Raw genomic sequence first — 24,073 nt, forward strand, 5'->3', positions numbered from 1 at the left:
CAGATTCGAGTATAGAACTCCGGAGGTCGCCCGAGCGGGCGCGCGCGTCGCCGGACGGGTCGCAGGGTGTTTCGTGTGCGGGAGGGCTCCGGAGGACGCTGTAGATTCGCCAATGACCGCTTTTGTCACTTCGAGCAGTACCCGCCATGCAGGAGTATGCCGATGACCGATGTGGTGGACAGTCCCGCGCAACCGAATCCGACCAGCCGGAAATCGGCATTTCATGAGCGCCCGGCCCTGTCGTGGCCGGCGGTCGCCGCGGTGGCCGTTCCGGCCGCTGTGGTGTTGCTGCTCTCGGCTACGCGGTACGGCTACTTCGGTGACGAGCTGTACTTCCTGGCGGCCGGTCGGCGGCCCTCGTTCGGATACGCCGATCAGGGTCCGGTACTGCCGATGGTGGCGCGGTTCATGGATATCCTCGCCCCGGAATCGTTTTTCGTGCTGCGGCTGCCCGCGGTCGCGCTCACGGTGACCGCAATCATCCTGTGCGCCATGCTCGCCCGGGAATTCGGCGGCGGGCCGTGGGCGCAGTCGCTGGCGGCCGTCGGGTACGCGACGTCACCGTTCCTGCTGCTGCAGGGCGCCATGCTGACGACCAATGCCGTCGACACCGCGCTGTGGGTGATCATCACCTGGCTGGTGGTGCGCTGGGTACGCACCCGCGAGGACCGGCTGCTCCTGGCCGCGGCCCTGGTGACGGCGATCGACATGCAGGTGAAGTGGCTCATCCCCTTTTTCTGGCTGGCCGTGGCCGCGAGCAGTCTGGTGTTCGGGCCGCGCGATCTGGTGCGGCGACCGCTGCTGTGGCTCGGCGGTGTGATCGTGGTGCTCGTGACGGTGCCGGAGTTGCTGTGGCAGTCCCGCCACGACTGGCCGCAGCTCGAGATGGGCCGGGTGATCGGCGCGGAACAGGGCATTCTCGGCGGGCGCCTGCAGTTCGTGCCGATGTCGGTGAGCCTCGCCGGATTCCTGGGCGCGCTACTGCTGCTCTACGGGCTGTGGGTCTTGCTGGCGTGGGAGTCCTTGCGGCCCTACCGTTTTCTCGGCATCACGCTGATTCTGCTGTTCCTGGCGTTCCTGATCACCGGCGGGCGGATCTACTACGCCGCCGGGATGTACGCCGTGCTGATCGCCGCCGGTGCGGTCGGTGTGGTGACGACCGCCGAGCGGATGGGCAGCGGCGGGCGGCGGTTCCTCATTGCCCTCGTCGCGATATTGGCTGTCTGCGCCGCGGCTTTCGTGCTGTATTCCACGCCCTGGCGTTCGGCCGATTCGGTGCGCCCGCCCGTCGACGATGCCGAGGCCGCCGTCAATATCGGCGTCTACGGGTCCTTCGGCTGGCGCGAACTCACCGAGGAGGTGGATCGCGCCTTCGACGGGCTTAGCCGGCAGGAGCAGTCGAACGCCGTCATCATTACCGATACCTATTGGCAGGCAGCGGCATTGGACGAGTTCGGCCGCAAGCAGCTTCCGGATATCTACAGCCCGAGCCGGGGATTCGGCTACTTCGGCGCACCGCCGGACGACGCCACCGCGGTGCTGGCCGTGGGCAGCTACGAGGCGGTGCTGCGCGGCCAGTTCGAGCACGTCGATCCGGTGGGAAAGGTGAACACCCGCATCGGATTCCCGGGCAATACGCAGAACGTGACCCTCTGGAAGTGCACCGGGATCAAGAAATCGTGGTCCCAGCTGTGGCCGAAATGGATGCATCTGTGACGAGATTCCCCGCGCGTGCGAGGGTCCCGGCCGCGGGGCCCTCACCCAGGTGGAAGCGTTCGACCGCCGCCCGCCATTCCGGTAGATACGCGTGCAGTTCATCGCGCAACGGCCCCTCGATGCCCAGTTGGCACAGCACCCCGGCCCCGGCCAGTATGGTGCGCCCGATCGGGGTGTACTCCGGTGGTGAGGTGAGTTGCCTGCTGACATTGGACAGCCGTGGCTCGGTGGCGCGAAGTACCTGCTTGCGCAACCATGCGGTGGTCAGGTGCGAGGTGTGCTGCAGGGTGATCTCGCGGATGGGGGCCATCATGGCGACCAGTCCGTCGATATCGAAATCGCCGTCGGCGCAAATGAATCCGTGCTCGCGCAGCACGGCCTCCAGCAGGGTGTTGGACCCGTTGAGCGCCGCGTCGGCGATCTCGCCGACCGCCGTGGGAAAAGCGGACGGGAACGGTGGGCAGGCGCCGTAATCGACGATGCCCAGTCGGCCGTCGCGTAGTACCCGGAAATTGCCGGGGTGCGGATCGCTGTAGAGCAGTCCGGTGCGCGCGAAGCTGGAGACCACGAACCGCAGGAGCAGCAGGCCGACCCGATCCTTCTCGGACTGGTCTCCGGAGGCGATGATGCGCGGCAGCGGAATACCGTCGAGCCATTCGCTGATCAGCACATCCCCCTGCTGGTGCACCACCTGCGGGACGGCGAAGTCCGGATCGTCGGCGTAGGCCTCGGCGAAAACCTGCTGTGCGGCAGCCTCTTTGGCGTAGTCGAGTTCCTCGGTGATGCATTCGGTGAAGGCGTCCGCCAGGGCGCGGGTATCGGCCACCGGCATGAAAACCGTTGCCAGGGGCGCGAGTCGGCGGATCTGCGCGAGGTCGGACTGTACCGATTCACGGGCGCCCGGGTACATGATCTTGACCGCGACGGGGCGGCCGTCGCTCCAGACCGCGCGATGTACCTGGCCGACCGAGGCGGCGGCACAGGAACGCGGTTCGAAGGAGGTGAATCTGTCCCGCCAATTCGCGCCCATACTCGCGGCCATCGCCTCGTACACCGCGCCCGGGAGCATGGCCGGGGTGGAATCCTGCAGCTGGCTCAATGCCTCCCGATAGGGTGCTCCCAGCTCGGCGGGCAGGGCCAATTCGTAGAGTGCGAGCACCTGGCCGAGCTTTGCCGCGCAACCCTTGAGTTCACCGAGCACCTCGAACATGTGCTGTGCGGTGCGCGCCTGGATATCGAGCTCCACCTCGCGGGCCGGCCGTCCCATGGCCCGGCGGCCGAGACCGCCCGCGCGCCGTGCCGCATAGGCGACAGGCAGGGCGACGATCTTGGCATTGCGCACGGTCGCACGGGTCGGCGGCTGTCCGACGGTGTCGGATTCGGCGCGGCGGCGCAGTCGCCGGAAGCCGCCCGGGCGCGGTTCGGGCATAGAGGACCTCCCAAGATCGGGTGTCTCAGTGTGTCATGCGGCCGATCATGATCGGAAGCAGAAAGCGGCCGCTGATTTTGCTTCGAATCGGAGAGGGTGGACCTTCCGGTCGGAAGCGGGATGGCACGCAAGATCATCTGATCTTATTGTCTCAGACAAATATCGCTGAATCGTGGATAGTGCTCCTCAACTGTCCGAGGCTGGGGGCAGGCGAAGCGTCGCGGCGGCCCGGACGGCGCTCAATGACGCCCAGCGGTCGCAGGGGCATGCTGATCTGCGTCTCACGTGCGGCGCCCGGCACGCGGCTGGTGCTGGATATGAATACCGGTGCGGCAGCCGCGGATCGGAGTCCGCAGCACGCTGGTCGGTCCCTCGATGACGCCCTGCTCGTAGACCGCGATCTCGATTATCGCCATTGGTCACCGTGCGTGTCTGCGGCGCCACTGCCGCCTCCTCTGTCTCAGGCAAGTGAATCGAGTCCGCCTTGATGGGCGCGGAGGCGGGTGTCAATGCGCCGGGGTGAATGCGGCATCGGGATGAATGCGTCGAAGGGTGGTATGGCGGCGGCGACCGGCCATACCACCCTTCCCCGGTTCCCCCCGGGCTCTGTGGGCGCGCTCAGTGCGTGAAGTCGCCCGCGGGTGCGAGCGGCAGCACCAGACTCGACGGCCACGCGGCATTACGCTGCAGCTGCTGCGAAGTGCCCAGCAGGCGCGGCAGATCCGTGGGGATCGGCATGGTGGACGGGAAGGTGCCCGTCGAGATCCGCAGGCGCAGTGCGTGACCGGGCTCGATGCGGTAGAAGGTGGGACGCAGCTTGATATCCATCTTCACCACCTCGCCCGGTGTCAGCAACCGCTGGTTCTCCAGTGTCAGTACGTGTTCGGGAGCGTAGACCGTACCGTCCGGTGTGCGCCAGGTCTTGTCGTCGTTCAGGGTGCGCTGGCTCGCCAATTGGGAGCCTCCGGTGATGTTCACGGCCGAACCGTCCGGCGCCACATCGTCGAGCCAGACCTGGAAGGCCGCATCGGTACCGGTGGAGGAGGCGTACAGCGACACACTGGCGGGTCCCGCCAGCACGGTCGGCTCGGTCACCGGATCCATCGTGTACTTCAGGCCCGCGGTCGGCTCCAGCACCTGCTCGGTGCAGGGGTTGTAGGCGGTGAACACGCGGAAGACGAAGTCGAGCAGTCCGGCGGTGTACTGGCCCAGACTCTGCCGGTTGCACAGATTGTCGATGCCGGTGAAATCGAGCCGGTCGGAGGCATCGGCGACGGTGGGCGGCTGCTCGGTCAGGCGGTCACCGTCGAAATAGCGCTGCGTCACCGCGGTCTGATCGAATGGGTAGTGCGCGGTATCGGCGGCATTGTTGCCCGGATCGATGACGTGCAGCGGCTTGTCGGTGTGGTCGACGCCGTTGGGAATGTCCTTGAGCCAGCGGTCGAACCACGCCAGGGTGATCGTATCGGTGTCCAGGCGCGAGCCGGGGCCGACGCCCAGGCCCACGTGATACCAAGGGCCCATGAGCAATTGGTAGCGCCCGTCGGCCCGCTGATCGCTCGCCATCGGCGCGAACTGATCGCGTCCGGCCGAAAGATTCTGCAGCTGCGAGTAATTGCGGAACGGGCCCTCCTGGTACAGGTCCCAGAGGCCGCCGACCTGATACATGGCAATGCCGTTGTCGACGAGATTGTGCAGGTCGGTTTCGAAGCGCCGCTCCTGCCACCACGAGGTGTCGTAGGCCAGCGGGCCGCCCGCGTACGCCTCCAGCAGCAGTTTGATGGTGGAGTCCGAGGAGACCAGCGCCTGCAGATGGTCCACCAGGGATTTCATGAACGTCTGCGGTGACACCACCGCGGTCATGAACGGGCCGATGAGGCTCAGGAACGGCACCATGAGCGAGATCGCGGTCAGCAGGATCGGGCTCATCATGCCGTCGTGGCCGAGCACCTCGTTGAAGATATTGTTCGGCATCGCCATGGGCACAATGGCTTTCAGTGGCGAGCCGGGCCCGATGGCTTCGGCGGTGCGCAGCGCGTTCAGGGCGGGGAAGGAGTACCCGAACATGCCGACCTTGCCATTGGAGCCGGGCAGCTTCGAGGCCCAATCCACCAATTGCACACCGTCGGTGCCGTCCTCGCGGGAGGCCGGATTCCACGCGCCGGTGGAGCCGCCGGTGCCGCGCACATCCGCGATCACCTCGATATAGCCGTGCCGCACCAGCATGTCCTGCGCGCTGGTGGCCTGATTGATCACCCGGCGCACATCGCGGAGCTGATCGGGCAGCGGAATGTGCAGCTCGTCGATCACGCTGGTGATCGCGGCCGTGAGCGCGCTGGTGACCGCGCCGTACGTGGTGAAGTTGACGACCACCGGGAAGTCGCCGGCCGCCCGCTGCCCCGTCGCCGGATCGGTCGGATACCGCACCTCGGCCTGCAACCGGGTGCCGTCCGACAGCGGAACCACATGTCCGAGTTCATAACCCACGCCGTAGGGCGCCGGGGTGGGCTGATAGTCCGCGGGCAGTCCGAAGTTCGCGGGTGCGCTCGGCACCGGCCCGGAGGTGGGCACGGCTCCCGCGAACATGGTGCTGGACACGGTCATCGCGAAAGCGGAGAGCCCTGCGACAGCGAGCGGGACGAGGCGGCAGCGCACAGCCGGCCGGGACTTGCGTGTCAACGATCTACCTCTGCGGATGGTCGGGAGGCCGCACCTGCGGGCGATCCCGCCGCGTGACCTCGTCGTCGGCATTCAGCACACCGCACAGTCGATAGCCCCCGCTACCGGCAATCCCCAAGACTGTGAGACACCCACTTGTGCATCCGCACAGAAGAGTGACAACAGCATTCAGGCCGAGTCAGCATGCCGGGCCCGATTTCGTACACCTCGCGTAGGTGGGTATGCCGCGCGTGAGTTGAGCCGCCGCGCACAAACTGGCATGCCGCGTACGAAAGGGCATGGGATTCCGTGCGCGCGGTGCGAATTCATGCGCGAGGCGCGGGGATTACGGTGCGAACGAAGCAGATTCGAGGCGGCGGGCTATGCGGGCCGCGGACAGGGTCATGGCGTCGGTGGGGCGGAGGGGGTCCAGGCGGGTGAGTTCGTGGATGCGGGCCAGGCGGTAGGTGACCGTATTGCGGTGGATGTTCAGGAGGCGGGCGGTGGCCAGCTGGTTGAAGCCGGTGTCGACGAAGACCTCCAGGGTTTCCGCCAGCAATGGTTGGGAGTCGAGCGGCGCGAGGACCGCAGCCAATCCGGTGCGTGCGCTGCCGCCCGCGGCGACGGTGTACTCGAACATGAGATCTGTTCGGCGGCAGACCATCTGGGAGCGATCCAGGCAGCGGCCGAGTTCGGCGAGCATGCGGGCCTCCGCGAAGAGTTCGGGAATCTCGGCGCGCGAGGATGCCACCGTGACGCCCACCCAGAAGGGTGCGGGCGGCGGAGTGCGGGGCGCCGGGGATTCCGGCTGCCGGGCGAACTGTCCGGGCAGGCTGTCGGCCTGGCCGATCGGGTGGGCGGGCAGCAGGCGAGTGGTCAGTGCCGCCAGGGTGGCGGTGCCGTCGTCACCGGGTTGCCGGGGGAGCAGGGCTGTCCAGCCGCCGCTGTCCAGGCGCAGGAACACACCGGGAATCGCCTCGATGCGATGCCGCAGTTCGCTGGTGTCGGCGCCGTGCCGCGTGCCGCCCGCCCCGGTGCCGAGGCGAAAAACCGCGATGACGAACGCGTCCGGCACCGCGATGGCCGGTTCATCGGCCCATTCGATGGGGTCGCGTCCGGTGATCAGGGCATCGGCAATGGCTCGGCGGCGTTCCAGCAGTTCCCAGCGCGGATCGTGCGCGCGCTGCACACAGGCGGTGGCGATCCGTGCGGTCAGCAGGGTGAGGTAGCTGAGCAGGGGGAGCGCGGCATCGGTGAGCAGTTCGCGCTCGCTCTCCGCCGCGGCCGCGCGAATGCGCGACCAGATGTACTCGGCCCCGAGGCGGTAGCGGCCGAGCACCTCCTCCAGCGGTTCGCCGTCGCGGACCCGGCCCAGGGCGATATCGACCACCTCGCGGGTGTCGTCCTCGCTGGGGTTGACGCCGGTGCGCAGGAAGTCGAAGAACAGATCGACATTGAGTTTGGTGCCGCGCTCGAGGCCGCTGACCACCAATGACTGGGGCAGGGTTCGGTACGGCGGCACCGCGGTCGGGAGCTCGTCCCGTGCCGCGACCGCGCGCCGATACAGTTGTTCCAGCGCCCGGTCCCGGTTACGCACCAGCATGAACTCCCCTAGCTACATGTACAGCGACTCGATAGTAGACGCGTACGCGATAGCTATCGGTTTGCGCCTCAGTTTTCCGGTGGCGGTCAGGCATTCACTGCCGGGAGCCCACACATCCGGCAGCACCGCGAACCGCTTGATCTGTTCCACCCGGGAGAGTTTGGAATTCGCGGCGTCGATGCCCTCCTGCAGGGCTTGCAGGACCACCGGGTCGGCCGCCAGCGCGGCGATGCTCCGATCCGATAGCTGATGCCGTTCGGCGAATGCGGCGGCCAATTCGGGGTCCAGGCAGATGAGCGCCGTATTGTACGAGCGCGCCTCGCCGATCACCGCCACAGCGCCCGCAAGCGGAGTGTTCTCGGTGACCGTGTTCTCGATATTGGTCGGCGACATATTCTTGCCGGCCGCATTGATGATGATTTCCTTCTTGCGATCGACGATCTTCAGGAAACCCTCGGCGTCGATCTCGCCGATATCGCCGGTGTGCAGCCAGCCGTCGCCGTCCACGGTCTCGGCGGTCTTGCCGGGGTCATTACGGTAGCCGCGCATGACCATTCGGCCGCGCACCAGCACCTCACCGTCCTCGCCGATCGTCACCTCCGCACCGGGCAGGGCGGTGCCGACGGTGCCGATCTTGATGCGTTCGGGGCGGCTGACCGTGGCGCCCGCGGTGCATTCGGTCATGCCGTAGCCCTCGCACAGCGGCAGGCCGAGGCCGAGGAAGAATTCGTGGGTGTCGCGGGGGATCGGTGCCGAACCGGTGACGGCGACCCGAACCTTGTCCAGGCCCAGGCGTTCCCGGACGGTGGCGAGCACGAGGCGATCGGCCAGCCGGTACTGCACCGTCTCGAAGATGTTCTGGCTGCGGCCGTCGGAGACCGCGCGGGCACGCGCCCGGCCGGTGCGCACGGCCCAGTCCACCAGCGTGCGCCGCACCGGGCTCGGCTCAGCCGCGAAGCGTTCCTCCAGTGCCGCTTTGACCTTCACCCACACCCGGGGCACACCCAGGAATACGCTCGGGTGCACCTCGATCAGCGCCTCGGCGACCTGCTTGAGATCGGGGCAGGTGGTGATCTCCGCACCGCTGAGCAGCGACAGGTAGTGCGCGAACCAGCGGTTGGCGGCGTGCGCGTCAGGCAGGTACGAGACCACCTTGTCCTCGCGGCCGCCACCGCCGAATTCCTCGACCACGCGGGCATTTTCGATGAAATTGGTGTGGGTCAGCTCCACGCCCTTGGGCGGGCCGGTGGTGCCGGAGGTGTAGACGATGGTCAGCAGGTCCTCGGGAGCGACTGCGCGCCAAGTGCTTTCGAAGTCGAAATCGGCGGCCGGACTCGCCTCGATATCGGCGAGCGAGATCGTACCCTCCGGTGCGTCGTCCACGCAGATCACGTGTTCGACCGTAATGCCCTGTGCCGCGGCCTTCTCCACCGCCGCGAGCACCTGCGGCGCGAACTGCCGCTCACAGATGACGGCCTTATTGCCGGCATTGCCGAACTGGTAGACCAGCAGATCCACCGGATTGGTGTTGTACACCGAGAACGGCGTGGCGCCCGTATGCAGGATCGCGGTATCGCAGAGATGGAACTCGGGCCGGTTCGTCATCATGAGCGCCACCGTGTCCCCGCGCCCGATGCCTCGCGCCGCCAACCCCGCGGCAATGGCACGCACCCGCTCCCCGTACTCCCGCCAGGTGATCGCGACCGCTCCGCCGAGCGTGCGCAGCGCGACCGCCTCCGGATATGCGGTCACATTCGACTGGAACGCCTCGCACAGCGTGTGCGGGCTCGCTGCCGCCACCGATGTTGAACTCACGACCTACCTCTGGCTCACACGTCATCGAGAGCGCTTGCTCTCGGGTCGCCATACAGCACACCGCACAAAGAGCGGTGCGGACTAGTGGCAATACGGAAGACCTGAGGTGATCGGTTTGTGCAATGTGACAAACGTGGTCGCCGACGTCGCGGAGTGACGATGTTGCTCTCGGTGCGCACGCCGATTCCCGGTTCACCGGGTGGATATCGGACGTATCGTCGAAGCACCAACAGGACCGCCGGACCCCCGACCGGGCCGTCCGATCGGGTAGTGGTGCGGCTGTCGAGGAGCCCGCCGTGATCACCCCCACCGTCACCGGAGTACAGGACTACATCGAAACCGAAGGCGTCGAGTACGTCGACGTCCGTTTCTGCGATGTCCCCGGAACCCAGCAGCATTTCTCCATTCCCGCCGCCATGTTCGACGCCGAACTGGTCGATGAGGGCATCGCCTTCGACGGCTCGTCGGTGCGCGGCTTCCAGGCCATCCACGAATCCGACATGCTCTTGCTGCTGGATCTGCGTACCGCGCAACTGGATTCGTTCCGGGCCGCCAAGACGCTCAATATCAGTTGTTTCGTGCATGATCCGCATACGCGCGCGGCATACAGTCGCGATCCACGCAATGTGGCGCGCAAGGCCGAGAACTACCTGCGCAGCACCGGCATTGCCGACACGGCGTACTTCGGACCGGAGGCGGAGTTCTACATCTTCGATTCGGTCCGCTACGACACCACCATGAACGGGTCCTTCTACAAGGTGGATTCGGCCTCGGCGGACTGGAACACCGGCGCGAAACGCAATCCAGACGGCAGTCTCAATCGTGGTTACAAGGTGCGGCCCAAAGGCGGTTACTTCCCCGTTGCGCCCTACGACGCCGACGTCGATCTGCGCGACCGGATGTGTACCAACCTGCAGCGCTGCGGTTTCGAGCTGGAGAAGGGGCACCACGAGGTGGGCACCGCCGGGCAGGCCGAGATCAACTACCGGTTCAACACCCTGCTCGCCGCCGCCGACGATCTACAGCTCTACAAATACATCATCAAGAACACGGCCTGGGAGGAAGGCAAAACCGTCACCTTCATGCCGAAACCGCTCTTCGGCGACAGCGGCTCGGGAATGCATGTCCACCAATCCCTTTGGCGCGACGACAAGCCCCTCTTCTACGACGAGGCCGGTTACGCGGGCCTATCCGACCTGGCCCGCCACTACATCGGCGGCCTCCTCCACCACGCCCCCTCCCTCCTGGCCTGGACCAACCCCACCGTGAACTCCTACAAACGCCTGGTCCCCGGCTACGAAGCCCCCGTGAATCTCGTCTACAGCCAGCGCAACCGCTCCGCCGCCGTCCGAATCCCCGTCACCGGCACCAGCGCCCGCGCCAAACGCCTCGAATTCCGCTGCCCCGACTCCTCCGGCAACCCCTACCTCTCCTTCGCCGCCATGATGATGGCCGGCCTCGACGGCATCCTGAACAAACTCGAACCCGCCCTCCCCATAGACAAAGACCTCTACGAACTGACCCCCGAAGAATCCGCCGAAGTAACCCAAACCCCCGCCAGCCTGGACGCCGTAATCAACCGCCTGGAAGCCGACCACGACTACCTAACCCAGGGTGGAGTATTCACCGAAGACTTGATCGAAACCTGGATCCGCATAAAACGCGACACCGAAATAGCCGAAATCAACCTCCGCCCCACCCCCTACGAATTCGAGCTCTACTTCGACGTGTAAACCGTTTGAGCTGTAACCATTCTCGTGAACCCATCTGCGACGGCAGGTGGAGTGATCCGGGTCACTCGCGTAGCGTTGAACCATGGTCGATTCGGGGTCGTCTCGGGCGTGGAGTCTGGCTCGGAGTGAACTGGCAAGCTCGCTTCCCCGAAGATGGGCGCACTCCCGTCGAGTAGCTCGAACTGCGATCGAGATTGCGGCGCAACTGAATTGCGACTGGGATGTCCTCGTTGGGTCGGCGATTCTCCACGACGTGGGATATGCGCCCAGATTGGCCGTGACCGGGTTCCATCCGCTGGATGGTGCGCGCTTCCTGCGGGACGAGCATCATGCCGATGAACGACTCGTCCGGCTGGTTGGCAATCACACCTTCGCGCTGTGGGAGGCTGAGGAACGTGGCTTGCGGGAATCCAGCGCGCCGAACCCGACATCCTCGCCACCGTCTCCCGCATCGAGCAGGCAACGAGGGGTCATCCGAGATAGGGGTAGTTCCCCGTCAGATAGTCCCCGATCTGCTGACGCATGCTCGGGTGAATGTCGTACTGATCCAAGGCGCTTGGAGGAAGGAACATCACGCCGTCTGCTTCCTCGTTGATGGTGGGTTTGCCAGCGAGCGGGCGGCCGATGTGGCAGTTCTCGTACTGCTGGCGAATTTCACCGTCGGTGTAGGCGACTATGTGGCTTGGATTGCTGTATACGCCCAGGAAGCCGGTGAGCTCGGCGGTTATCCCGGTCTCTTCCCGGCACTCTCGGATTGCGCACTCAGCGGCTGTCTCCCCCAGTTCCATAGCCCCACCGGGCAACGCCCATTGGCCGGTATCGCGGCGACGCTGAAGCAGAATTGCCCCGGAATCGTCCGTCACCAACAGATTGCACGCCACCGCAAGGGAATTCGGTTTGGGAGCCTTCGGGTCGTAGTACTCGATTCTGCCCATGATCGGCCTTTCATCAGGGTGTCCAGGTCCGCGCGGCGGCCCAAACGGCATCGAAGTTCTCTGCGTAGCTATCGAGCCATCCGACGCTGTCGACGCGCTTCAGCTGAAAGACTGGGTTTGCGCTGGCGGGCCAGATATGTGGGTCGATCCGAAGGTTGTCGTCACATGTGAGGCTGACCTGTGGTGGGCCATGGAGGCAGCAGCCAGCGTGCGTAGGTCTGTTCCGGATCGACCGTGATCACTTCGGCAACGTTCACCAGTGGCGCCGGGATCTCTGCGCCATCGAAGTGCGTGGCGGTCGGGACGATCACGGCGTCAGCATCGACGTTGCGGACAACGTTGATCAGCCGCTCGAGTGGAGCGTCGGTGTTCGGACCGAATACGACGATCTTCGCTAGGTCGTATCCGAGACGTTTCGCGCGGCTGCGGATTCTTGTTTCGTCCCAGTCCTGCCGGAAACCGGACACGTCGCGGCGGAGGTATCCGATGGCGGTTGGGATGTCCCTCATTGCGGGTACCTGCCCGTCGATGACGCGACGTAGTCGCGGTATCCGGGTTTGTTGACGGCCAGTCGCCCGCGATTGGTCGCCCGCCAGTTCGCAGGGCTACGACGGGTGCCTAGAGCCAGACCCTCGCGCGAGAGCCGCCGTAGAGCACGACGGATCGCGCCGTCCGTGAGTCCTGTTGTGCAGCAGAGTTGCTGAACAGTGAGAGCTTGTGTGGGCTGCAACGTGGACAAGGCCCCAAGCGCTTTCGCTTCCGTTTCGGACAAAGCCATCGTCGTCGCCTCTCGTCGTTTCGTCGCATGTGTCGTTGTGGGTGACTACTAGGGAGGAGGACGACGATCGTCAGTCCCGAGTACCTACCTGGACGGTAGAGACTTGCGGGTTTGGCGCACCACGAGATTTCTAGATATTTCTCGGATCCGGACCAGATGTGACCCATGACGTCGGAGAATTGATTCTGTTCGAAGAATCTCGAGAACATGGAGGCTCTGTCATGTCGTTGCGACTTCTGGGCGGCCCCACGGGCAACGAAGGCTCACCGAGACTGTGGATCGATGACGATCGCGAGATGTATTTTGTTCAGGGACTGAAGGTCCCCGGCGGCCCTGAGCGAGTGGAGATCCCGCACATGTTGCTCACCTGGTTGAAGCCGGACACTCACCTCGGCGCGGTGCTCACTGACTCCGGAATCGGGACCTTCACCTTGACGGGCACACCGATCTCAGACGTAGCGATTCTCGAGCAGATACAAACGCCAGCGCATGAGGTCTGTCTCGAAGTGCCGGCAGTCGCGACCCCGAGGAGATGGTGACCTGTGTTGTATCTGCCTGTTGGGTCCGGCGCCACGTTGCTCGGGATGGCTGAACGCCGTGCATTCCATCTGGAGGTGGAAGACGACCACTCTGTATCGAACGAGGACGAGCCGATGCGCAGATGGCGCGCCGGACTGCCGCCTTTGGACCCGGACAACTACCCGCCGGATTGGAAGCGTTGGGAAGATCTTACCGACGCTGCTACCGCTAGAGGTGTTGCGTTGCAGCGGGTTCGCGTGGTGAGCGAGCCGTTGACGGAGTACATCCGATTCCTGCACGCGGTCACCGATCGCAATCAAGCCCACGGCGAGGAAATTCGATGGATGCCCAGGCATAACCTCGACACCGCCGAAGTCACCGTGGATGAATGGTGGTTGCTCGATGACGCCGCCCTCGCCTGGACACTGTTCGATCAGCAGGGTGACTTCGCCGGGTTCGCCGTGACCCGCGATCCTTTCGATGTCGCTCGCGCTATGACCGTCCGTGACACCTTGTGGGCCAGGGCGATTCCACACGCCGACTACATTCCAGGGCCGCAGTAGATGGCGGGTGTCGAGCAGGCTCGCATTGTGCTGGGCAACCGGCTGCGCGAATTTCGCAGAGCCGCAGGCTTGTCCGGTGTGGAGCTCGCCCAGCGTGCAGGATGGGTGCCCTCGAAGATCTCGAAAATCGAGCGAGGGCAGCAAGCGCCGAGCGTCGAGGATCTCACGTCCTGGTGTGAGATCACCGATTCCATGCTGGCATTCCCGGACCTGCTCGCCACCCTCACCAATCTCGAATCCATGTGGACGGAGTGGAAGCGGGTCGCCGCATCCGGTCATGCCCAACGGCAGCGCCGCAGCATCGAGCTCGAGGCCGCGACCCGCATCATCCGAAACTGGTCCCAACTCATCGTTCCGGGCCTACTGCAGACCGAGGACTACACACGGGCGGTTCTCGCCACGTGCATCCAATTTCTTGGCACTGCGGACGACTTGGAGAAGGCCGTCGCCGCCCGGATGCGCCGACAGGAAGTGCTGCATTCCGGCACCCGTCGAGTCATCGTCCTGCTTGCCGAACAGGCTCTCTATACCCGCGTAGGCGACGACCAGGTGATGGCTGGGCAACTACAGCATCTACTCGAAATCATGACTGAGAGTCGATTGATCTTCGGTGTAGTTCCCCGTGAATTCGAGTTCATCTACACGACTACAAGTTTCGCGATGTTCGATCGTCGTCTTGCAATGGTGGAGACCATCAGCGCCGAAGTGAGTGTCACCGGCCCAGCCGAGCTGGCCTCGTACGAAAAGGCTTGGGCCGCTCTGCATCAGCAGGCCGTCTACGGTGATGCTGCCCGCGCACTCATTGCCATCGCACTAGAGAAGCGGCAGATGTAGCCGTTTCGTAGCTCGGTGCCGTTACTCACGCAAGGTGCGGACCAGCAGGACGCCGTCCGTGTCAGGCGAGTACCGGGTAGTTGCTGTGGAGCACGTTGTGGGGGTCGTAGTTTTGTTTGATGTCGCGCAGCCTGTTCAAGGTGTCGGCGGGGAAGGCATCTGCGGCAGTGCGTCCCGGGGACAGGAAGGTGAAGGGGGTCCGGGAGCCGAGGTTCGGGGCGAGGGCCGAAAGGTGTTCCTGGATGCTGGCGTTGACGGCTGCGGGGTCTGTGGCGAGGGATAGGAAGTCGATTTGATACGGCTCGGCGAGGGTTCCTGCGGCTGAGTCGCTGCCTCGGGCGAAGGCTCCGCCGAAGTGGCGGATCTGGACGGCAGTCAGTGGGGCGAGCGGGGTTGCCGTCAGTTGCTGGATCACGCCGTCGTCGATCCGGGTCAACGGCGCTGCACGGCTGATTGTGGCGCTCGGTGTGGTGGGCTCGGCGAGGATGTCACTCAACGAAGTGACAGGCATCATGGTGCGCGTGTCCTGCAGGCGCCAACCGATGTGGTCGAACGGGCGTAGCAGGGCTTGGCCCTCGGCTTGGTCGCCGAGGAAGGTGGCGTAGACAGAGATCATCGGCGGGAGAACCGAGACCTGCATGAGCTCCACCCACACGGTCAGCTCATCCGGGGCCGATGCGGTGACGTCCCGGAATGCCGCAAGGACCTGCGGCGCGAGTTGGGCGGGCCACATCATCTGGCCGCCGTAGACCGCTGGGGCGGGATGTAGATCGAACTCGACGGCCGTGACCAGTGCGAAGTCGCCGCCACCGCCGCGAAGGGCTCAGAACAGGCGAAGAAGCGGCGCCTGCTCATCTCGAACTGTGGACGTGTTTCGTTGGCCTGGATCGGCAAAGGCGTTCCCCCCGTTACTGTTTCGAACGTTCACGTATGGCTGTGATGTCATACCGAACTCAAGACGGATCGATAGTATGCATTGACTGATAAATTGTCTAGATGAAGGATCTGCGCCCGCCTGGCGCCTCGCGAAAACTGGTCGCGAGCATTACCTGACGCGTAATCGACTCTGTGACTCGGAACGAAGAAGCTTGGTGCATGAGCGAATACGAGAACGTTGCACAGCGGTACATCGACAGCTGGAATGAGAAGGAGGCCGGGAAGCGGCGGGCGTTGATCGGCGAGTTGTTCACGGCGGATGTGGTTTTCACCGATCCGCTGGTGCAGTTGGTCGGGACCGATGCGGTGGAGGGGATGGTGGCCGGGGCGCAGGAGCAGTTCGCCGGGCTGGAGTTCGGGCTGGGGCCTGTGGACGGGCATCACGATATTGCTCGGTTCACCTGGACGCTGAACGCGCCAGGGGTCGAGGAGCCGATTGTGATCGGGTTCGATGTGGTGACCCTGGTGGACGGGAAGATCGCGCGGGTGCAGGGATTTCTGGACAAGGTGCCCGCCTGAGGGGAGAGTGTTCGGTGGTGTTGCCGCGGTGAATTGCGGCCGCACCACCGGATATTCGGTTGCCGGCCCGATCGGGGGTGGTGCCGTCGGCGCTCGTGCGGCGGAATCGGTTGCGGGGGAACGTAGTTGAGTACTGGGGGGTCGGTATTCCCGGCGGGCGCATCAGGCCGCCGGGCGGTCGGTCATGTCCACAGGCTTCAAACTATGACCTTTCCCTCACTGCCCGCGCGAGTCCGGCCCGCCGCCATACGATCCGGGGCTGAAGGATGCGGGAAGGCGAAAAGGCCATGGATCGAAATGCGTTCGTCGAAGTGATGAACGAGGCGAGCGGCATGCTGGAGTCCGGACAGGCGCAGGAAGCGCTCGCCCGGCTGACGGCATTCGACAATGCGCTCTTGGCGGCGCCGGAACCTCAGGACTACGGCTGGGTCGTGTCCTACCGGTTCCGTTCCGCTTTCGCGGCAGGCGATTTCGCCCAGGCGCTGCATATAGCGGAGAACGGGCCGGCGCGCTTCCCTGCCGATATCCCGCCCGCCACGCTGGCCACCATGTACTCCATGGCCGTGGAGGCCGCCACCCAGCTGGGCCGCGCCGAGAGCGCCGTCACCATGGCCGATCGCTGCATCGACCTGCGGCGCTCCCAGGGCGGGCCCGAGGAGGTGCTGATGGCGGCCATGACCGCCTGCACTCTGCTCGGCGATATCGAAAGACACGATCTGGCAAGCCGATACGCCCAGCTGCTGATCACCGAGGGCGCCGGGCACGACGAACACCGCGCCTACGGCTACTACGCCATCTGCGGCGCGATCGAACACGGCGTCGGGGGACACCTGGTCGATATGCTGCGCGGCGGCCACGACTGGCTCAGCGGCCACGACAGTGAATTCGCGCGCGAGGCACTGGGATACCTGGAGAACTCTCCGACCGTGCGGAACGCGGCGTCGAGCTTCCCGCCGCCCGCCGAATTCCCGCCCCCGGTGGACCTGTCGCCGCCCGCCGGATTCGCGCAACCCGTGGACCTGTCGCCGCGCGCCGGATTCGCGCAACCCGTGGACCTGCTGCCGCCCGCCGGATTCGCGCAACCCGTAGATCCGTTGCCACCGGTGGACTTCTCCCCGCTGCTGGACCCGGCCCAGACCGCGCTGCTGCAGGTCTCCGACACCGGCATAGCGGCCGTCTCCGGCCCCAAACAGCCACCGGCCGAACAACTCGCGGGCGGCGAGACGGCGGACGCCCTGCTGGAGGCGCAGCGCCCCGCGGTCGCGGCGGCCGCCTACCGCGCCCTCATCGACGAGGCCATGTCCACCGGCAAACCCGATCCGCTGATCGTCGGCAAGTCGGTGCTGGGTCTGCTCATGTCGCTCATCTTCGACAATCAGGTCGGTGAGGCGCACTCGGTGTGGATCGATGAGCAGGGGCCGACCTACCTCGGCGTGTGGGCGCTGGAAAACGGCCAGACCTCCGTGCACGACTCCATTGCCTACAACCTGGTCGCGGCCTTCCTGCACTCGCTCAGCACCGGCGATCGCAATGCCTCCAACCACGCCGTCGACACCCTTATGGGCCGCTGCGTGAACTGGGCCTTCGACAAGGACGCACAGGTGGTGCCCGCCATGCTCAATACCTGGCGCCGGCACCTGTTCGAAATCCACGAGGGCGAACCCGCGCCCGAATACCGCTGGGAACTCACCCAGGCCGAACAGCGCTGGGGCGGGCCGCTGCCCGAATCCGGCCTGTACTGGATGCGCCCCTACCGCTGGGTCGTCGACTGGGTGTGAGCGCCGGAATCGCTAGGCTGCGTCCCATGGCAACGGAAATCTGGCACAACCAGAAGTGCTCCAAGAGTCGTGCAGCCAAGGCGGTGCTCGAGGAGTCCGGCGTCGACTACGTCGAGCGTCGCTACCTCGACAATCCGCCGAATGCCGTCGAAATACGGGATGCGCTGGGCAAACTCGGCCTCGAACCGTGGGAGATCACGCGTACGAGCGAGGCTGAGGCCAAGGAACTGGGCGTATCCGCGTGGGAGCGGACCGCCGCCGATCGGGAGCGCTGGATCGAGGCGCTCGCCGCACACCCGCGCTTGATTCAGCGGCCGATCGTCTTTACAGCGGACGGCAGGGCTCTGCTGGTCCGCGATGACGAAACTCTCGACACGTTGCGCTGACTCACGTTGCGCTGACTCGCGACGCGGCGCTGCGGCGTGATGTCGGGTGCTCGGAAGTTCGTACGGGAAGCGCTGATCCGCCGCGGTGTCGCAGGTCGCGGCGATCCGGCAGGTCAGTGCAGGGTGAAAACGGGGAATCCCGGTGCGATGGCGGCCAATTCGGCATCGGTGGCATCCTTGGTGAGGCCCTCGAACCAGCGGCCGACCTCCCAGCCCCACCGTTCCAGGTAGGCGCGCAGCACCGGGATCTTCTCGGCATCGGGGAGTTCGGTGGCCGTGAAGGTTTCCACTTTGCGGCCGAGGCGCAGTTCACCGGAGCCCGCGACACGCAGGTTGCGCACCCAGTGGGTGCGACCGCGCGGGGCCACCAGGTAGCGGGTGCCGTCGGGGGTGACGAGAAGGTTGACCATGGTGGTGCGCCATTCGCCGCTCGTGCGTCCCCGTACTGCCAGCAGGCGCGAATTGGCGTAACTGATCCCCAGCTTGGGCAGCGTATTGGCGATGCGGTTCATGATCGGGTCGAGGCCGGTGGGGCGGATATAGCGGGTGGCGGCGTCGTTCATGATCTCTTCCTCACTGGATTTCGAGAGCGGTGCTCTCTGCTGGGATCAGTGTGCGCGCGACGTCGTCGAGCTGTCAAGAGCAGTGCTCTCGAATTAATGCAGTGCTCCGGAATGTGGCAGACTGTTCCCATGAGCGTGCCGCGTACCGCCCGCGAACGGGCCCGAGTCGAGATCACCCGTGAGATCACCGATGCGGCCCGGCGTCAGCTCGCCGAATCCGGGGCGCCCGCGCTCTCGCTGCGGGCGATCGCGCGGGAGCTCGGCATGGTGTCCTCGGCGCTCTACCGCTATTTCCCGAGCCGCGACGAGCTGCTGACCGCACTGATCATCGAGGCGTACAACGCCATCGGCGCCGCGGTCGAACATGCTGTCGCCGAAGGTGATTCACCCCGGGCGCGGTGGCGTGCGGCGGCAGTCGCGGTGCGGGACTGGGGGATTGCGCATCCACACGAATACGCCCTGCTGTACGGCTCTCCGGTGCCCGGCTACGTGGCCCCGCAGACCACCGTCGGCCCTGCCTCCCGGCTCCCGATCGCCATCGTCGCCATCGTCCGGGAAGCATGGGAGAGTGGGACTCTCACGGTGGCGGGCGACGTGCTGTCCGCCGAACTCATCGCGCAATCGGACGGTCTCGCGGCGCTGGTCGCGCCCGGCATGCCCGCCGAGGCGATAGCGCGCAGCGTGGTGGCGTGGACACAGCTGTTCGGCATGGTGAGTTTCGAACTGACCGGGCAGCTCGTGGGCAGCATGGACCCGGCCGGTTCGTTCTTCGAGTATGCCGTGGAGATGATGGCCGACGTGGTCGGCCTGCCGCGCTAGCGACTGTGAATCTCCGCCTGTTCCATGGGGAATGGCGGTGTGCCCAGGCCGACGATGCGCAGGTTGCCCCACGGGTCGCGCTCCTGGAGCACGCCCCGCGCAGGTGTGCCGCCCGGCAGGGTCAGGAAGACCTGAGTCCGCCCGGGATCCGGCAACTGGACGCCCTCGGGCGCGGAAACCCTGCCGTACCAATGGAAATTGCCGTCGATAGGGTCGAGATGACCGCTCAGGCTCACCGATACGGCGAGTTCCGCACCCGGGGCATCGAGCAGGGCCGGTCCCGAATACTCCGGGGCGGGTGCGGGATCCGGATACTCGCTGTCGTCGGGCAGCGGTCTGCGGGAACGCCTCACAGCAGCCCCCGACGCCGCCAGATGCGCTTGCCGAGCGGGCCGATCAGCCCCTGCTTGTCCAGGAACGCACCGAGATTCGCCGCGCCGATCCCCAGCGTGCGCTGGGCATGCGGGTTGGCGCGCGCAATGCGCCGGGCCCCGCGGCCGTCCTCGATGCCCGCGCGCACGTACATGTGCCAGTTGGTCATCAGATGCACGAACAGCGGTGCGGCAATCGCGACGCAGAGACGGGTGTACGCCAGCTCTGCCTTCGACATGGTGGGCACCCGGCGCACGAGCGCATCCCGGGCGAAACCGATGTGGCGCGCCTCCTCGGTCACGTGAATCCGCATGGCGCGGGCCACCACCGGCTGCAGTTCCGGATCGTCGAGGGTCTGCCGCTGGATGGCGTCGAAGATCTCCTCGCCGACCAGCGCGCCCACCCACACCATCGATCCGCGCAGGAAGATCTGCAGCGAGCTGATGACCAGACGCTCATAGGGGTTGGGCCAGTACGGCTTTGCCTCCACCTGCTCGATGAGCTTGCCGAACATCATCATGTGCCGGCATTCGTCACCCATCTCGGTGAGCGTGTAGTGCGAATGCCGCGAGGTCGGATTACCGGACATGAGCTCGCGCAACAGCAGTCGATTGAGCAGGTTCTCGAACCAGATGCCCACGGACAGGACATTGGCCAGCTCCTGGCGTGAAAGCTCGCGCTGCTGTTCACGACTGAGCGATTCCCACAGCACCGTGCCGTAGAGGGAGACGACCTCGGCCGGGAGGAAGAGCTTGTCCGGATCCAGCGGCGCATCCCAGTCGATATCGACGACCGGATCGTAGAACTTCTTCACATGCCCCGTCAGCAAACGCTGAGCGAAGGAATCCTGGGGAAGCAGTGTGGCGTCGTTGCCCATGTCGGCATCCTGATTCATATTACTGGTACACGCTGTTACACTCAGATTAGTGGTACAAGGTGTAACGGTCAATAAGCAGGTGGGTATCGTGAACCGGGTGACCGGAACCAGCGCACGCACACCGTCCGCGACCGCCGATGGCCGCAGCACCCGCTGGAACGGCCACAAAGCCCGCCGCCGCGCCGACATGCTGGATGCCGCACTGAGTGTCATCGAGGACAATGGCACCGAGATCTCGGTGCAGCAGATCGCCGATCGGCTGAAGGTGCCGCGCCCGGTGGTCTACCGCCACTTCGACGGCCGCGCCGATCTGGATGAGCAGATCCGCCGCCACATCTTGGATTCGCTACTGGCCGAACTACTTCCGCGACTACGCCCGGACGGCACCGTGCGTGATGCGGTACGCGGCGCCGTCGGCACCTATGTGGGATGGGTGGAGCGGCACCCGAATCTGCACCGATTCCTGGCCGCCGGCGATCCGCACGGATCCTCCTCCAGCGCCCTGGCCGGCGCCCGTGATCGGATCGGCGCGCAATTGGCGGACCTGTTCGCCGACACCCTCACCAGTTTCGGCTTGGATCCGAATCGCGCCCGCCCCACGGCCTTCGGCATGGTCGGCTTCGTGGACGGTGTCGTGAACAGCTGGCGGGCCGACGGTGTACTCACCTCCGAGCAGGTCGAGGGCATTCTGGCCGAATCCATGCTGGCGCTGATCGAGGGCAATGCGCGCAGTCTCGAGGTGCCGCTCACCCGTGACACCGTGGTCGCCGATCTGGTGGCCCGCGCGGAAGCCGCTCGCGCCTGAATTTTGCCGCTGAGGAAATATTGCCATCGCGGCAATAATCTGTACGCTGGGTGAGGTGAACGATGGCGACCTCGGGTTGCGGGAGCGGAAGAAGCGGGAAACCCGCCTCGCGCTGAGCCTCGCGACCATCCGGCTCAGTGTGGAGCGCGGCTGGGACAATGTGACGGTGGACGATATCGCCGCCGCGGCGAACGTCTCCGTGCGAACTTTCCGCAACTACTACTCCAGCAAGGCCGAAGCGGTGGCCTCGCGGCATCTCGAGCGCATGCAGCAGGTGGCGGAGGAACTACTGGCGCGCCCGGCGAGCGAATCCCTCTGGGAGGCAATGCCGGCCGCGGTCATCGACCGGTTCGCCCTCGGGCAGGACGTGAGTGCGGCGCCACCGCAGGACGAGCAGTGGACGGCGGGCATTCGGCTGATGCTGAGCGCACCGGCGGTGCAGGCGGCCATCATGGAAGCCAACGCCGTTGCCCAGCAGGAACTTACGGTGGCCGTGGCCACGCGTACCGGCACCGATCCGGAGCGGGACCTGTATCCGAAGCTGGTGGCGGCCGCGGTCATCGCCGCCTGCGCCGTTGTCATCGATCACATCCAGCGCACCGATCCGCCCGGATTGCTGCTGCCGCTGCTGCTGGAGGCATTCACCGAGCTCGCGGCGGGACTGCCGGAGCCGTAATTCGAAACCTGCTGTCTGTCAGGAGAAGTCATGACCTACGACGTGATCGTCGCCGGCGCGGGGCCGGTCGGCCTGATGCTGGCGAGCGAGCTCAGCCTGGCCGGAATCCGGCCGCTGGTGCTGGAGCGACTCACCGCTCCGAGCCTCGAACCCAAGGCCAACGGCCTGGTCGGCCAGGTGGTGCCCATGATGGACCGGCGCGGTCTGAGCGAAGCGCTCAGCGGTTTTGCCGGAGCGCCACAACCCAATTCCGCCTACTTCATGTTCGGCGCGCTGGCACTGGATCTGAGCCTGCTCGAACACAGCCCCGTCTACAACATGGCCGCGCCACAGCCGCGCATCGTGTCGGTACTGCGCGATCGGGCCGTCGAACTCGGCGTGGAAATCCGCTGGGGCACAGCGATCAGCGGCCTCGAGCAGGACTGTGACGGTGTCACGGTGGATGTTTCGGACTCCGGCGGCACGCATCGACTTCGCGCCCGGTACCTGGTCGGCGCGGACGGTGGGCACAGTCTCGTCCGCAAGATGTCCGGAATCGACTTTCCCGGAATCAGTTACGACCGCACCACCGGTCGCACCGCGCATGCCACCGTGCCCGCGGACTGGCTCGATCCCGTCACCGGCGCACTGCGCGTACCCGGCTACGGCCCGATCCTGCCGTTCCTGCCGGTGCGCACCGAGCGCGGCGGCTTCGTGTACGCGCCGCTGCCCGGCAACGCGCCCCTGATCAATACCACCGAGTGGGATCAGCCCGAGCCTGCCGAGCCCATGAGCCTCGAGGAAGTGCGCGCCAGCGTCAATCGTGTACTGGGCGCGGATATCCCGATCGGACCGCCGCCGGGTCCGGGGCCGCATCTGCTGCGCCGATTGATCGGCGGCAACACCCGATTGGCCGAACGCTTCCGGGACCGGCGGGTATTGCTCGCCGGGGATGCGGCGCACGTGCTGGTCTTCGGTGGCGGACCCGGGCTCAATCTCGGCCTGCAGGACGCCATCAATCTGGGCTGGAAGCTGGCCGCCGAGATCAACGGTGACGCACCGGCGGGACTGCTGGACACCTACGACACCGAACGGCGTGCCGCGGCAAGCAGATCCGTGGTCTCCGCGCAGGCGCAGGCGGCGGTGCTCGCACCCGGAGCCGACGTCACCGCGTTGCGCGAGGTCTTCGCCGAACTCCTCACCGATCGGCAGACGGTCCAGCGCCTGGCCGATCTCATCGCGGGCTCGGATGTCCGCTACGACATGGGCGATCCGCACCCGCACCCGCTCGTCGGCTACTGCGCGCCCGAACTCGAACTGCACACCGGCGCGGGCACCGTCCGTCTCGCCGAATTGACCAGAACCGCAAGGCCTTTGCTCCTGGACCTCACCGAGGAAGGCGCACTCGCGGACGCCCTGCCGGAGTGGCGCGACCGCGTCGATATTGTCGCGGCCCGCACTTCCGGCGAGGCATCACCCCGAGCGCTGCTACTCCGGCCGGATTGCTACATCGCCTGGGCATCCGCCTCAGCGCGCCCCGGCGACACCGAACTCGACACGCTGCGAACGGCTCTCACCCGCTGGTTCGGTGCGGCCTCGCGCAGCGCGACGCCGGTCGGATAATCGCTTATCCCGCCTCCCAGCGCCCCGCCGCGTCCGCGGGGCAACTCGCGCGGCTACCACGCCTGGTCAAGGCGTGGTAGCTGGTATTCCACAGCCACTCCACCGGTCCGCGCTCGAAGCGTCGCAACCAGAAGTGCGCGAAAGTGAGCATGAGGGC

General features: G+C 65.8%; 24 protein-coding genes and 1 pseudogene. 13 read left to right on the forward strand and 12 right to left on the reverse strand.

The window, feature by feature from the left end; all coding sequences use genetic code 11:
- Nucleotides 1-162: 162 nt before the first annotated feature.
- Nucleotides 163-1,716: a glycosyltransferase family 39 protein gene (locus OG716_RS08380; protein ID WP_405137094.1), complete on the forward strand. Its 1,554-nt coding sequence runs from the start codon at nt 163-165 to the stop codon at nt 1,714-1,716.
- Here the strand turns inward: OG716_RS08380 and OG716_RS08385 are convergent.
- The 5 genes from OG716_RS08385 to OG716_RS08405 form a co-directional block, all read right to left on the reverse strand.
- Nucleotides 1,670-3,145, reverse strand: a complete 1,476-nt coding sequence (locus OG716_RS08385) for an ABC1 kinase family protein (RefSeq protein WP_405137095.1) — start codon at nt 3,143-3,145, stop codon at nt 1,670-1,672. The two genes, OG716_RS08380 and OG716_RS08385, sit on opposite strands and share 47 nt — an antisense overlap.
- A 281-nt stretch (nt 3,146-3,426) precedes the next feature.
- Nucleotides 3,427-3,561: a hypothetical protein gene (locus OG716_RS08390; protein WP_405137096.1), complete on the reverse strand. Its 135-nt coding sequence runs from the start codon at nt 3,559-3,561 to the stop codon at nt 3,427-3,429.
- A gap of 202 nt (nt 3,562-3,763) precedes the next feature.
- Nucleotides 3,764-5,749 carry a CocE/NonD family hydrolase gene (locus tag OG716_RS08395; protein WP_405137097.1) on the reverse strand — a complete coding sequence of 662 codons (1,986 nt, stop codon included), beginning with the start codon at nt 5,747-5,749 and terminating at the stop codon, nt 3,764-3,766.
- 400 nt (nt 5,750-6,149) lie between these two features.
- Complete coding sequence (locus tag OG716_RS08400; RefSeq protein ID WP_405137098.1) at nt 6,150-7,406, reverse strand: PucR family transcriptional regulator; 1,257 nt, start codon at nt 7,404-7,406, stop codon at nt 6,150-6,152.
- A gap of 12 nt (nt 7,407-7,418) precedes the next feature.
- Nucleotides 7,419-9,221, reverse strand: coding sequence for an AMP-dependent synthetase/ligase (locus tag OG716_RS08405; RefSeq protein WP_405137099.1), 1,803 nt, complete (start codon nt 9,219-9,221; stop codon nt 7,419-7,421).
- Between the two features lie 296 nt (nt 9,222-9,517).
- Here OG716_RS08405 and glnA point away from each other — a divergent pair, with 296 nt between their 5' ends.
- Nucleotides 9,518-10,954, forward strand: a complete 1,437-nt coding sequence (gene glnA, locus OG716_RS08410; RefSeq protein ID WP_405137100.1) for a type I glutamate--ammonia ligase — start codon at nt 9,518-9,520, stop codon at nt 10,952-10,954.
- 82 nt (nt 10,955-11,036) lie between these two features.
- A pseudogene (locus OG716_RS08415) lies at nt 11,037-11,330 on the forward strand (HD domain-containing protein); the annotation flags it as partial.
- Nucleotides 11,331-11,424: 94 nt separating this feature from the next.
- On the opposite strand, the gene OG716_RS08420 reads toward OG716_RS08415, so the two are convergent.
- Nucleotides 11,425-11,889: an NUDIX hydrolase gene (locus tag OG716_RS08420; protein WP_405137101.1), complete on the reverse strand. Its 465-nt coding sequence runs from the start codon at nt 11,887-11,889 to the stop codon at nt 11,425-11,427.
- A 161-nt stretch (nt 11,890-12,050) separates the two neighbouring features.
- Entirely contained in the window at nt 12,051-12,398 is a 348-nt protein-coding gene (locus OG716_RS08425) for a recombinase family protein (protein WP_405137102.1), read from the reverse strand.
- Nucleotides 12,399-12,825: 427 nt separating this feature from the next.
- On the opposite strand from OG716_RS08425, the gene OG716_RS08430 reads away from it, so the two are divergent.
- Genes OG716_RS08430 through OG716_RS08440 form a run of 3 tightly spaced genes read left to right on the forward strand, consistent with a single transcriptional unit; the run spans nt 12,826 to nt 14,583 of the window.
- On the forward strand, nt 12,826-13,206 hold the full coding sequence (locus OG716_RS08430) for a hypothetical protein (RefSeq protein WP_405137103.1): 381 nt from the start codon (nt 12,826-12,828) through the stop codon (nt 13,204-13,206).
- 3 nt (nt 13,207-13,209) lie between these two features.
- Nucleotides 13,210-13,749, forward strand: a complete 540-nt coding sequence (locus OG716_RS08435; protein ID WP_405137104.1) for a DUF6879 family protein — start codon at nt 13,210-13,212, stop codon at nt 13,747-13,749.
- Entirely contained in the window at nt 13,750-14,583 is an 834-nt protein-coding gene (locus tag OG716_RS08440; RefSeq protein ID WP_405137105.1) for a helix-turn-helix domain-containing protein, read from the forward strand.
- A gap of 61 nt (nt 14,584-14,644) precedes the next feature.
- Here OG716_RS08440 and OG716_RS08445 read toward each other — a convergent pair whose 3' ends face one another.
- The gene (locus OG716_RS08445; protein ID WP_405137106.1) at nt 14,645-15,319 is read right to left on the reverse strand and encodes a hypothetical protein; all 675 of its coding nucleotides are present in this window, start codon (nt 15,317-15,319) and stop codon (nt 14,645-14,647) included.
- A 359-nt stretch (nt 15,320-15,678) separates the two neighbouring features.
- Here OG716_RS08445 and OG716_RS08450 point away from each other — a divergent pair, with 359 nt between their 5' ends.
- The 3 genes from OG716_RS08450 to OG716_RS08460 all read left to right on the forward strand — a co-directional run bounded on the left by OG716_RS08450 (nt 15,679) and on the right by OG716_RS08460 (nt 18,202).
- On the forward strand, nt 15,679-16,038 hold the full coding sequence (locus OG716_RS08450; RefSeq protein ID WP_405137107.1) for a nuclear transport factor 2 family protein: 360 nt from the start codon (nt 15,679-15,681) through the stop codon (nt 16,036-16,038).
- Nucleotides 16,039-16,325: 287 nt separating this feature from the next.
- A complete protein-coding gene (locus OG716_RS08455; RefSeq protein ID WP_405137108.1) occupies nt 16,326-17,816 on the forward strand; it encodes a hypothetical protein in 1,491 nt (496 codons plus the stop codon).
- Nucleotides 17,817-17,842: 26 nt separating this feature from the next.
- Nucleotides 17,843-18,202, forward strand: a complete 360-nt coding sequence (locus tag OG716_RS08460; RefSeq protein WP_405137109.1) for an ArsC/Spx/MgsR family protein — start codon at nt 17,843-17,845, stop codon at nt 18,200-18,202.
- Between the two features lie 113 nt (nt 18,203-18,315).
- Here OG716_RS08460 and OG716_RS08465 read toward each other — a convergent pair whose 3' ends face one another.
- On the reverse strand, nt 18,316-18,765 hold the full coding sequence (locus OG716_RS08465) for a nitroreductase/quinone reductase family protein (RefSeq protein ID WP_405137110.1): 450 nt from the start codon (nt 18,763-18,765) through the stop codon (nt 18,316-18,318).
- 129 nt (nt 18,766-18,894) lie between these two features.
- Between OG716_RS08465 and OG716_RS08470 the strand changes: the two genes are divergently transcribed.
- Nucleotides 18,895-19,584, forward strand: coding sequence for a TetR/AcrR family transcriptional regulator (locus OG716_RS08470; RefSeq protein WP_405137111.1), 690 nt, complete (start codon nt 18,895-18,897; stop codon nt 19,582-19,584).
- On the opposite strand, the gene OG716_RS08475 is transcribed toward OG716_RS08470, so the two are convergent.
- Together OG716_RS08475 and OG716_RS08480 are read right to left on the reverse strand one after the other, a co-directional pair.
- Nucleotides 19,581-19,937 (reverse strand): DUF4873 domain-containing protein, encoded by a 357-nt coding sequence (locus tag OG716_RS08475; RefSeq protein ID WP_405137112.1) that lies wholly within the window; start codon nt 19,935-19,937, stop codon nt 19,581-19,583. The two genes, OG716_RS08470 and OG716_RS08475, sit on opposite strands and share 4 nt — an antisense overlap.
- The gene (locus OG716_RS08480; protein WP_405137113.1) at nt 19,934-20,833 is read right to left on the reverse strand and encodes a diiron oxygenase; all 900 of its coding nucleotides are present in this window, start codon (nt 20,831-20,833) and stop codon (nt 19,934-19,936) included. The genes OG716_RS08475 and OG716_RS08480 overlap by 4 nt, the downstream gene beginning before the upstream one ends.
- Nucleotides 20,834-20,882: 49 nt before the next feature.
- On the opposite strand from OG716_RS08480, the gene OG716_RS08485 reads away from it, so the two are divergent.
- From OG716_RS08485 to OG716_RS08495, 3 genes are read left to right on the forward strand one after another with little or no spacing between them, the layout of a single operon-like run.
- Entirely contained in the window at nt 20,883-21,638 is a 756-nt protein-coding gene (locus OG716_RS08485; RefSeq protein WP_405137114.1) for a TetR/AcrR family transcriptional regulator, read from the forward strand.
- 55 nt (nt 21,639-21,693) lie between these two features.
- A complete protein-coding gene (locus OG716_RS08490) occupies nt 21,694-22,314 on the forward strand; it encodes a TetR family transcriptional regulator (protein ID WP_327139836.1) in 621 nt (206 codons plus the stop codon).
- Nucleotides 22,315-22,344: 30 nt separating this feature from the next.
- The gene (locus tag OG716_RS08495) at nt 22,345-23,916 is read left to right on the forward strand and encodes an FAD-dependent monooxygenase (protein WP_405137115.1); all 1,572 of its coding nucleotides are present in this window, start codon (nt 22,345-22,347) and stop codon (nt 23,914-23,916) included.
- 4 nt (nt 23,917-23,920) lie between these two features.
- Here OG716_RS08495 and OG716_RS08500 read toward each other — a convergent pair whose 3' ends face one another.
- Nucleotides 23,921-24,067 carry a DUF418 domain-containing protein gene (locus tag OG716_RS08500; RefSeq protein ID WP_405139587.1) on the reverse strand — a complete coding sequence of 49 codons (147 nt, stop codon included), beginning with the start codon at nt 24,065-24,067 and terminating at the stop codon, nt 23,921-23,923.
- Nucleotides 24,068-24,073 lie beyond the last annotated feature (6 nt).

Origin of the sequence: Nocardia sp. NBC_01388, from assembly GCF_045040085.1 — a bacterium.
Lineage (GTDB): Bacteria > Actinomycetota > Actinomycetes > Mycobacteriales > Mycobacteriaceae > Nocardia.